Genomic DNA, 10,906 nt, shown 5'->3' on the forward strand with positions numbered 1-10,906 from the left:
GGTGGAGGGCGGCATGGCGGGTCAGGGGGCGAGCGAGAGAAGGTGGCGCACGCCGTCCCGGGGCAGGTCGAGGCTGATGTGGATGAACAGCCGCTCAATCAAGGCGTCGCGCTCGTGCGCCATCCTGGCTTCGACGAACCGCTCCAGCACGGCGCGGCCGCGAGCACGAGCCCTGCGCGCGGGGTCATCTCTACGGGGCGCCACGGGGTCTCCGGGAATGCGGCAGGAGGTACGAGGCCTCACGGTGCCGCTGGCGGTATGGACGAACGTACCTATCCCATGATTTCGCGGTCTGGAGGGGGCTTCCTGCGTGGGTCGCTGCTCCTCGGACCGGGTGCCGGAGGGGCAGGCATGCGGCCCCCGGTTCGCGGCGCCGTGGGTGTCCTCTGCATTTCGCGGGGAGCATGCCCACGCTCCGGAAGAACCCTGTCGGGGCGTGTGCACACCGCCCGCGAGGAGCCGCCATGAAGACATCCATTCCGTTGCAGATGAAGGCCGCCGCCATCGACCGCTTCGGTGGGCCAGAGGTGCTGGGCATGAAGACGGTGGCCGTTCCACCCGTCGGCCCGGGTGAGGTGCTCATCCAGGTGGAGACCGCGGGCGTCGGCAGCTGGGACGCCGCGGAGCGCGAGGGTGAGATGGAGTCGCTCAAGCCCGGCAAGTCGTCCTTCCCCTACGTGCTGGGGACGGATGGGGCCGGCACCATCGTGGCGGTGGGCGAGGGCGTCAAAATCCGTCAGGTGGGCGACCGGGTGTACGGCTCCGGCTTCCTCAACGACAAGGGCGGGTTCTTCGCCGAGTACGCGGTGGTGAAGGCCGAAAACACGGCGCTCGTGCCCAAGGGCTTGAGCGCGGAACAGGCGGGCGTCCTGGCGGCGGACGGCATCACCGCGCTTCAGGGCGTGCAGGACGCGCTGAACGTTCGTCAGGGCATGTCGCTGCTGGTGTACGGCGCGAGCGGCGGCGTGGGCCATCTGGCGGTGCAGCTCGCCAGCCGTCTGGGGGCGCGGGTCCTGGCGGTGGCCTCGGGGCCGGACGGCGTGGCGTTGGTGAAGCGCCTGGGCGCGGAGAAGGCGGTGGACGGGCGGGGTGGTGAGGACGTGGCGAAGGCGATTCGGGACTTCGCGCCGGACGGGCTCGACGCGGCGCTGGTGCTCGCGGGCGGAGAGGGCCGGGAGCCGGCGCTGCAAGCCGTGAAGAAGGGAGGCCACATCGCCTACCCGCATGGCGTGGAGCCGGAGCCGCGGGCCCCCGAGGGCGTCAAGCTGACGTCCTACAATGGCGAGTCGAACGCAGAGGTCCTCACGCGCCTCAACCGGCTCATCGAAGCAGCGCCCTTCCATGTCGAGGTCTTCCAGGTGTACCGGCTGGACGAGGCGGGCCGCGCGCTCGAAGCCGCCAGCAAGCACCATCTGGGCAAGCTGGCCCTGCGCATTCACTGAGCCGCCGGCTCCGGGAATCTCCCATTTGGGAGCCGGGCGGAGGGGCCCGGCCGAGGTTAGAATCCGTGGATGAACTCCAGCCCGTCCAGCCGGTCGTCCGTCGTCGTGGCGGAGCTGGGGCCCACGAACACGGGGAAGACCTACAGAGCCATCGAGCGGATGCTCGAGCACGGCTCGGGCATCATGGGGTTGCCGCTCCGCCTGCTCGCCCGTGAAGTCTACGACCGGGTGACCGCTCGGGTGGGCGAGGGCCGCGTGGCGCTGATGACGGGGGAGGAGAAGCGCGTGCCCCCGCGCCCCGACTACTGGATTTGCACCGTCGAGGCGATGCCGACCGACAGGCCCGTCGACTTCCTCGCGGTGGATGAAATCCAGCTCGCCGCTCACCGCGAGCGCGGGCACGTCTTCACGGATCGGCTGCTCCACGCCCGGGGACGCAAGGAGACCTGGTTCCTGGGCGCGGACACGATGCGGCCCATGGTCCAGACGCTCATCCCCCATGCGTCGGTGAAGCGCGCCACCCGGCTGTCGCAGCTTCGGTATGCGGGGCATCGCTCCCTGAAGAGCCTCCCGCCCCGGTCGGCGGTGGTCGCGTTCTCCGCGGACCGCGTCTATGAGCTGGCCGAATCGCTCCGGCGCCTCCGGGGCGGCGTGGCCGTGGTGCTGGGCGCGCTGTCTCCCCGGACGCGCAACGCCCAGGTGGCGATGTACCAGTCTGGAGAGGTGCAGTACCTGGTGGCCACGGATGCCATTGGCATGGGGCTGAACCTGGACCTCAACCACGTGGCCTTTGCCGCGCTGTCCAAGTTCGACGGCGCCGACCAGCGGGAGCTCTACCCGGACGAGCTGGCGCAGATCGCGGGCCGCGCCGGACGTCACTTGAACGACGGGAGCTTCGGCACGCTGAACACGCTGCCGGAGCTGTCGCCGCGGGTGGTCTCCGCCATCGAGACGCACCGCTTCCCGGCGGTCCGGAGCCTCATCTGGCGCAATGCCGCGCTCGACTTCTCGAGCCCGGAGGCCCTGCTGGACTCATTGGCGCGCGCGCCGGGCCACACGGCCTTCATCCGGGTGGAGCGCGCGGATGACTTCGATGCGCTCAAGGACCTCTCGCGTGTCCCGGCCATCCAGGACGTGGCGACCGGGCCGGCCATGGTGGAGCTGCTGTGGCAGGTCTGCCAGATACCCGACTTCCGCAAGGGGCTCTTCGGCCAGCATGTCGCGTTGCTGCGTGAGACCTTCCTGCAGCTCACCGCGGGGGACGGGAAGCTGGACGCCGCCTGGCTGAACAGGCAGGTGGCGCCGCTCGACGACGTGTCCGGAGACCTCCACACGCTGATGGACCGGCTGGCGGCCATCCGCATCTGGACGTACATCAGCCATCGGCCGGGGTGGTTGCACGAGGCGGAGCACTGGCAGGAGCGGACGCGCGGCATCGAGGATGCGCTGGGAGACGCGCTCCATGAGCGGCTCGTCGAGCGCTTCGTGCAGCGCGCCGCGAGGCGCAGCACGCGGCGCTTCGTGAAGGCCACCGCGCGGCCTCCGTCCGGTTCGGCCAGCCCCTTCGCCAGGCTGGGGCAGCTGCTGGAGGAGCTGCCGGGCGCCGAGGGCTTCGCGATGACGGAGGAGCAGTTCGTCCAGCGGGTGGTGGACGCGGGCCATGACGCCTTCCAGGTGGATGCGACGGGCGCCATCTCCTTCGAAGGCGAGCCCCTGGCGCGGCTCGTTCGCGGGACGGATCGCCGCTCCCCTTTGCTGGCGCTGGCGGAGCCGGAGGTCTGGACGGGCGGCGCGCGGCAGCGGCTGGAGCGGCGACTGCTGGCGCTGGCGCGGGACCTCGTCACCGAGGCCATGGGCGGCTTTCCCGCCGAGTCCTTCTCCGGCGCGGGGCGCAACGCGGCGGCGCGTGGGCTCGCGTACCGCCTGTCCGAGGGCCTGGGCGTGATTACGCGAGGCGAGGCGCATGAGCAGTGGCGACTGCTGGATGAGGAGGCCCACGCGCGCTTGATGGAGCAAGGCGTCCGCGAGGGACACCGCTTCGTCTATGTCGCGGAGGCCCTCACCCCGCATGCGCTGGAGCGGCGCTGCATGCTGACGTCGTTGTTCCTCCAGCGGCCAGCTCCCACCGGGGTGCCACGAGAGCCCGTGCTTCAGCGCTCCGAGCTGGACCGCCGGGACGCGCGGGCCTACGGGTACGAGGTGCTGGGGAGCGTGGCGCTGCGCATCGACATCGTCGAGCGGCTGTGCGAGGCCCTGCGCCATCCGAACGGAGGCCGGCAGGCGCAGGCGCTCATGCAGGAGCTCCGCCTGGAGGGTGGAGTCCGGGCGCGGGTGCTGCGCGAGCTGGGAGGCGCCGCTGGAAACCCTCCGCCGCGCCGCCGCCGTCGTCGACGTGGCGGCGCCGCGTCCGCGGCTGGCGAGCGCGGCGCGCACCGGAAGGCGCCGGAGCTTCGAGACGGCCCCTCGGAGTCATGAGGGCTCCTCACGGAATCGCAAACACCCGACAACGCCTCAGGCCCGCCCCCCGAACCGACACGCCCCGCCAGCCTTCGGGTGCTGGCGGCGCTCAGTCCGCTTCGTACCCATGCGGCTTCTTTCGCTGCGAGGGCATGAACGTCAGGGTGGCCGCACCGGTGCCGGCTCCAGCCGGCACGAAGACGTCAATGAAGTTCCCCGTCTTCCCGCTGAAGCGAAACACCGAGGCCGGGAGGAAGTCCGGGATGTACAGGTTGCCATCGGGACCGAACTCCATGTCCACGTAGTCAACCAGTCCAGCGCTCCCCGGCTCGGCGAAGACGTCAATGAAGGCGCCCGTCCTGGCGTTGAAGCGCAGGACGTCATCTCCGGGCGTGGTGCCAACGTAGAGCTTGTGGTCCTTGCCAATGGCAATCGTCACTGACTCGATGTCTGGGATGAGGATGGCGCCGGGCTGTCCGGCCGCGGGGAAGGGCGCGCCATTCTCGTCGTAGCGCACCACGTTGTTGCCGAGGATGCTGACGACGAACAGGTTCCCCTGCTTGTCGAACGCCATCTTCTGGGGAACGAACAGTCCGCCGCCCGAAGCGAACACGTCGATGAAGGCGCCCGTCGTCCCGTCATAGCGCAGCACGCTGTTGGTGCCGCCAAAGCTGTCGGCGACATACAAGTTGCCATCAGGGCCGAAGACGAGGCCTCCGGGGAAGCCCAGCCCGCCACTGCCCTCGGGCACGAAGACGTCGATGAAGGCGCCCGTCTTCCCGTCGTAGCGCAGCACCTCCCTGCTGGTGAAGCTGGCGATGTAGAGTTTGCCGTCGGGGCCGTAGAGGAGCTCCTGCGGATTGTCGAGCCCGCCGGCGCCAGACGGGATGAAGACGCCCACGAAGGCGCCCGTCTTCCCGTCGTAGCGCAGCACGCTGCTGTCCACGTTGTTGCTGACCAGCAGGTCGCCCACCTTCTTCCGGACCTTCACCTTCACCGAGTCCAGGCCCCACCGTTTCTTGGACTCGCCTCGATTCGAGTCCGCGAAGCGGAGTGTCAGCCGCTCTCCGGTGTGCCGGAAGGTGAAGGACAGGGGATGGATGGTGTACTCACGGTTGCCGTGGCGTGCGTCGCGCGGCGCGGCGTCATTGGAGAAGGTGGCATCCAGCAGGACGGGACCGTTGTCCACGCTGGCGACCCAGCGGTCCGGCCCCCACGTCGCGGCGTGACCGTCCCGTGGCTTGAAGACGAACAGCTCCAGCTGGACCTCGACCTCGTCATGGTCCGGCAGGCTGGTCAGGCTGAGCGTGACTTCCTGCTCGCTGAAGGGCCCCAGGAACTTTCGTTCGCCCTTCGTCGTCCGGGACACGGTGCGGTGGCTCCACTCGGGGCCCGCGCCTCGTCCGAAGTTCTCTGAATAGACTTTCTGCTCCGCGTCCTTCCACTGCGCTTCGACGCTTCCCTGTTCGACGGACTCCGACGTCTCCTGTTCCCCGAAGCTGTCTGCCTGCTCGTCGGGTCCGCCCATGCACCCAACCCACCACCACGCCGCGAGTGCTGCACAACCCAGCCGCCAACCCTTCATGAGCCGCCTCCCTTTGACGCGAGGCCAGGGTGAGGACACGGCGGAGGGGCGGCCATTGACTGGGAGGGCTCCACGCATCCGTGCGCAGGACGCTTCAATGCCCGGCGAGCCGGAGCCGGTATTCCGGGATGCGCCGCTTCATGCGCGGGGTGGGCCAGGCAGGGGCTCGGGCGCCGGGCCTACCCTCTGCGTCCGCTGAGGTCGGAGGCGCGCGTGTTCCGTGGCATGCGGCGACAGCGGCGTGTCGCCAGGCCATGGCGCGCTACGGGGCATGCTCAGTCATCGAGCGTGCCCGCCTCGAGCGCGATGCGCGCCGTGCCGGCCATGTTCTCCGCCAGCGTTTGCACCGCGCCTGACACCCTTTGCGTCTCCTCGACGGTGCGCAGCGTGTGCTGCATCTGCGCGGACAGCTCCTGGATGGCCAGGGCAATCTGGGAGGTGCCCGCGTCCTGCTGCGCCACCGCCGCGGAGATTTGCCGCACGCTGGTGCCGGTGTCGTCGATGATGGCCGTGAGCCGCTGGAGCTGGGCGCCGGAGACGCGCACCGCGTCCAGGCTCGCCTTCACGCGCTGCTCACCCTGTTCACTCATCTTCGCCGTCTCCCGCATGCTCAGGCTCACGCCGTCGAGCACCTCGCGGATGCGGTGGGTCGCCAGGATGGACTGGTCGGCGAGGCTGCGGACCTCGCGCGACACGACGCCAAAGCCCCGGCCGTGCTCCCCGCTGCGCGCGGCCTCGATGGCGGCGTTGATGGCCAGCATATTGGATTGGTCCGCCAGGCCCTTCACGGTGTCCACGATGCTGGAGATTTCACGGGTGCGCGTGTCCAGCGCGAGGATGCTGCTCGCCATCTCGGAGACCTCCTGGCGGATGGCTTCCAGGTTGGTCAACGTGCGGGTGATGGCCGCGCCGCCGTCGCGCCCCGCCTCCTCCGCGGTCTCAATGGAGCCCGCGAGCAGGCGCGCCTTGTCCGCCGTCACCAGGGAGCCCTGCCGGATTTCCTGGACCGTCTGCTCCACCTCCCGGAGCGCCGCGGCCTGCCGGCTGACACCCGCCGTCTGCACCTCGCTGGACGTGCGCAGTTGTTGCGCCACCGTGGCCAGCTCGCCGGCGCCGCTCCCCATGTCCTGGGCGAGCCGCTTCACCTCATGGCGCCGCTCCTCGAGTTGACGCGTGTGCGACTCGAGCGCGCGCACCATCAACGCCGAGCGGCGGACGACGATGCCCACCAGCGAGAGCGTGAGCGCCACGAAGCCCCAGTGCATGAGCGAGCCCGTGGACTCCACCAGGCCGAGCACCGGCAGCGTGGTGTGGAGGACGACACCGAAGAACACGCCCAGGCCCATGGAGAAGATTCGCGCGTCGGGGTTGCCTCGCCACGCCGAGATACCCGCGACGATGACGCACCCGAGCAGGCAGGGGACCGAATAGACGACGAAGAGGCCAAGGTACCGCTGCGCCAGCCCCAGGTCGGCCATCACGATGATGACCTGAACGGCGGCCGGCACGCAGGTGGCCCAGGCGCTCCAACGGAACCAGCGCATCCGGTTCTCCAGGACGCTGTCGGAGATGAACCAGGCGAGCGCGGGCAGGATGCAGTACGAGCCCACCAACGTGAGCTGGCTTCCCTGCAGATAGGCACCCCAGAGCGCGGGAATCAGGCCGCTCGTGCCCAGCAGCATGGCCGCCGAGCCGCCCGCGAAGAGCGTGAGCGGCAGGAGCATTTGCGCCTGGCGCCGCACCAGGGCGCCCACGGCGGCGGCACCGGCGATGATGAACAGCAGCACGCCCATGACGAAGGGCGCCAGGCCCGTGCGCGTCACCGTCGCGAGCAGTTGATGGTGCGCCCCCACCCGGGCCGCGCCTCCCACGCCGATGAGCGGGCCGCTGCTCTGGATTCGCAGCAGCAGGCGCGTGCCTTCCACCGTGGGTGGCAGGGGAATGAGCCGCCACGCGAGGTTGTCTGTCTCCTCCGTGCCCGAGGGATTCAGCCGCCCGCTCGTGTAGACGCGCTGGCCGTTGGCGTAGACCTCGAAGGCACTGGCCACCGTGCCCAGGTAGAGCGCGGGTTCCAGCCACCGCTCCTGGGGAATGGGGATGCTCAGCCAGAGGAAGTTGCGCGCGCCCCGGCCCGGCGGCTCGCGGAGGGGCGCCACGGGCTGCCACGCCTGCTCATCCCCAGACTCCAGGGCCCAGGCTGGCACGTCGGCGGGGCCCGGCGGGGAGTCTCCCCAGCGGTATCGCCAGCCCTCGTTCAAGTCGACGCCGGGCCGTCCCGTGTCCGCCCACGCGGAGGTGGAGAGTATCAGGAGGAACGGCAGCACCCAGCACCACGACGCGCGTCGTGAAGACAGGCGTGCGACGGCAGGTGAGACAGGTGAAACACCGGAGGAGACGTGAAGCGCCGGCGCGTGAGTCGGAATGCGGAGGTGACGCATGGATGCGTCCATCCTCGGGTGCGGGGGACGCTCCTGTAAAATGGGTCTGCTTCACCCCGCTCGGCCGCTCGACCTCTGTCCGTATGTGTTTCATCGACAGTCGGTGATTCCCGGGTGCTGAATTGCCAGGATATTGTGTTTCACGGGCTTCGTCGCCAGGGCTCAGCGCGCGCCGCGCTTGACGCGGTCCACCGACCACTCGACGAGCTTCCGGGCCTGACGGTGAAGGGCCGTCTGTTTGAGGGCGCCGTTGAGTTTATCGGCGAGCTGGTGCCGCAGGGGCGGGGTGGCGATGTGTGCTTCCAGCTCCCGGACGCGCTGTTCCAGCGCGTGGATGCGTTGCGCCTGGGCCGCGTGGGATGTCTCGTCGACGAGGTATCGCACCGGAGGCGGCGGAGGCTGGCGGGCGATGAGGTCGGCGTTGTCGCCCTTGCGCAGGACGAAGTTGAGCGTGTTCCGGGTGAACGCCAGGGGCACGCGAGCGCCGCTCTTCTCCACGTACAGACGCAGCAGCTCTTCGTCGAGTGTGACGGGGAACATGTCGAGCACCTCCGGCTCGAAGCCCGTCCCCACCAGCACGGAGTCGATGTCCCCCAGTGCCAGCTCGAGCTCATGGTGGCTGACGCCCAGGCCCCATCGGGTCAGCAGCATGGGGGCGTCTTCGGCGGACACCTGCGCCATGGCCTCGCGGAAGTTCTCACGAGGGGAGCGCGAGGCGTATGGCCACCCGAGCTCCGGGGGCAGGAAGTGGAAGAACGGCATCAGGGACGTGTGCGCGTCGAAGTACACGAGCCGGTTGGGCGTATCCACGACGACGAGCAGGCCTCCCGGCCGCAGCAGCTCCCACCCGGTGCGGAGCGTCTCCAGGCGCTCGGCGGGCGTCTGATGTTCGAGCACCGCGTACAGCACGAAGACGTCAGCGCCGTTGGGGTTCTCCTGCTTCAGGGTCTCCAGCAACCGCGCGGGCTCCACGACGCTCATGGCGACGTTGCGCAATCCCAGGGCCTTCATGCGGCTTTCGGCCGCGCGCACGGAGGGCGCGTGGATGTCGTACCCCGTGACATGGCGGGCGACCTGAGCGAAGGCCGCGGTGCTGGAGCCCGTGCCGCAGCCCAGCTCGACGATGTCCGCCTTGCCCAGCTGCGCGTACCTCGCGAGCCAGGGCAGCACGTGGTCAACGCAGCGGTTGTACCGGCCATCCACGTGGTCCGCGATGTCCGACTGCCCCGCCGGCGTCTTGAGAAAGCCCGGGTCGAAGTCCGCGAAGTAGGATTGCAGCAGGGCCTCTTTCACGCCCGCCAGGAGCGTGGGGTCCTCCATCCTGTAAGCCTCGAAGCCCGTTGCCATGCTGCATTCTCCTCGCGATGGGGGGTGGAGCGAACTCGCGGGCACGGAAGGTACCAACCGAGGCCGCTCCGGGCGAGCGAGGGCGCGAGGGAATGGTGGCTTAATGGCGAAGCGGCGCGCCGCTGCTGGGGCGGATGTTCTGGTTCACGCGGAAAAGGTTGTCCGGGTCGTAGCGGTCCTTTACCTCCACCAGCCTGGCGTAGTTGTCCTGGTACGTCGCCTGGACGCGCGCCTGGCCCTCGTCCATGAGGAAGTTCACGTAGGCGCCGCCCGCGGAGTAGGGATGCAGGGCTTCCCAGTAGTCCTTCGTCCAGGCGGTGATGTCCCCGGCCTTGGCGGGAGCGGGGTCCACTCCGACGATGACCTCCGCCCACCGCGCGTCCCGGAAGCTGAAGGCGGTGTCGCCTGACGCCACCCGGTGCACCGCGCCGTCGATGGGATAGAGGTGCATGGTGGAGTGCATCGTGGGCAGGCGGTGGGCGAACGCCACGTGCCGAGAGATGGCTTCGTCCCCCAGCTCCCGCACGAAGTCCGCGCGCCAGTACCACTGGAGGCCCGGTGGATAGAGCGCATCGAACATGCTCTGCAGCGCGGGGTAGGGCAGGGTCTGCACGCCGTCGAGCGCGGGGCCCATGGCGCGCACGGGCTTGAAGAGCGCATCGGCCTGGGCCGGGTCTCCGGTGTAGCACCACACCACCGCGCACATCTTCTGCAAGTGGAGGTGGGGCGGGAAGGGCGCCGCGGGCGGGACGACCATGAAGGCGAAGAAGCCGGTGAGTGTCTCGGGCGCGGTGGCGATGAACTCGCGGTACCACCGCATCACCTCCTCGGCGCGCTCCAGCGGCCAGAGCGTTGGACCTCCCAGGAGGGTGTCCACCGGGTGGGCCTGGAAGAGGAAGGACGTGACGACGCCGAAGTTGCCGCCGCCGCCGCGCACGGCCCAGAACAGGTCCGGGTGCTGTTCGGCGTTCGCGGTGACGAAGCGCCCGTCCGCCAGCACCATGTCCACGCCGAGCAGGCTGTCGATGGTGAGGCCGTAGCGGCGCGTGAGGTGGCCCAGGCCGCCCCCCAGGGTGAGGCCACCCACGCCCGTGGTGGAGATGATTCCCGAGGGAACGGCGAGCCCGAAGGCGTGCGTGGCATGGTCCACCTCGCCCCAGACGCAGCCTCCCGCCACACGCACGGTGCCCGAATCTGGGGCGACCCGGACGCCGCGCATGAGCGACAGGTCGACGACGAGCCCTCCGTCGCAGGTGCCCAGGCCGGCACCGTTGTGCCCACCCCCACGGACCGCGAGCATGAGGCCCTGCTCGCGCGCGAACTCCACCGCCGCGAGGACGTCCGCCACGTCGGCGCACCGGGCAATCAGCGCCGGCCGCTTGTGAATCATGGCGTTGTAGACGCGGCTGTACTCCTCGTAGTCCGCGTCCTCGGGGCCCACGAGCCGGCCGCGCAAGCGGGCCCGTAGCTGCTTGACCCGGCCTGGGGGCAGCCCGGGCGGTCGTCCTTCGCCTGTTCGCGCAGGCTCACTTCGAGGGTCCAGGGGCATGGCTTTCTCCTCCGTGGGGCCGGTGATGGGAAAGGCCCCCTACAGCCAAGCTAGGGACGCCTGGCGAGCGCGGAGGAGCGCTCACGGC

The 10,906-nt window shown here is 69.8% G+C and carries 7 protein-coding genes; 2 read left to right on the forward strand and 5 right to left on the reverse strand.

Annotated elements, in window-relative coordinates; translation table 11 throughout:
• Window positions 1-21: 21 nt before the first annotated feature.
• Window positions 22-204 carry a hypothetical protein gene (locus tag G4D87_RS24990; protein ID WP_240358579.1) on the reverse strand — a complete coding sequence of 61 codons (183 nt, stop codon included), beginning with the start codon at window positions 202-204 and terminating at the stop codon, window positions 22-24.
• A gap of 260 nt (window positions 205-464) precedes the next feature.
• On the opposite strand from G4D87_RS24990, the gene G4D87_RS24995 reads away from it, so the two are divergent.
• Together G4D87_RS24995 and G4D87_RS25000 are read left to right on the forward strand one after the other, a co-directional pair.
• Window positions 465-1,442 carry an NADP-dependent oxidoreductase gene (locus G4D87_RS24995; protein ID WP_240358580.1) on the forward strand — a complete coding sequence of 326 codons (978 nt, stop codon included), beginning with the start codon at window positions 465-467 and terminating at the stop codon, window positions 1,440-1,442.
• Window positions 1,443-1,511: 69 nt separating this feature from the next.
• The gene (locus tag G4D87_RS25000) at window positions 1,512-3,917 is read left to right on the forward strand and encodes a helicase-related protein (protein ID WP_163784727.1); all 2,406 of its coding nucleotides are present in this window, start codon (window positions 1,512-1,514) and stop codon (window positions 3,915-3,917) included.
• Window positions 3,918-4,008: 91 nt separating this feature from the next.
• Here G4D87_RS25000 and G4D87_RS25005 read toward each other — a convergent pair whose 3' ends face one another.
• The 4 genes from G4D87_RS25005 to G4D87_RS25020 form a co-directional block, all read right to left on the reverse strand.
• Window positions 4,009-5,427, reverse strand: a complete 1,419-nt coding sequence (locus G4D87_RS25005; protein WP_240358581.1) for a Vgb family protein — start codon at window positions 5,425-5,427, stop codon at window positions 4,009-4,011.
• Between the two features lie 332 nt (window positions 5,428-5,759).
• Window positions 5,760-7,934, reverse strand: a complete 2,175-nt coding sequence (locus G4D87_RS25010; protein WP_163784729.1) for a methyl-accepting chemotaxis protein — start codon at window positions 7,932-7,934, stop codon at window positions 5,760-5,762.
• A 150-nt stretch (window positions 7,935-8,084) separates the two neighbouring features.
• Window positions 8,085-9,269, reverse strand: a complete 1,185-nt coding sequence (locus G4D87_RS25015; RefSeq protein ID WP_163784730.1) for a class I SAM-dependent methyltransferase — start codon at window positions 9,267-9,269, stop codon at window positions 8,085-8,087.
• Between the two features lie 100 nt (window positions 9,270-9,369).
• Window positions 9,370-10,725: an FAD-binding oxidoreductase gene (locus tag G4D87_RS25020; protein ID WP_240358582.1), complete on the reverse strand. Its 1,356-nt coding sequence runs from the start codon at window positions 10,723-10,725 to the stop codon at window positions 9,370-9,372.
• Window positions 10,726-10,906: the final 181 nt, after the last annotated feature.

The sequence above is a fragment of the Myxococcus vastator genome (genome assembly GCF_010894475.1).
Classification (GTDB): domain Bacteria; phylum Myxococcota; class Myxococcia; order Myxococcales; family Myxococcaceae; genus Myxococcus; species Myxococcus vastator.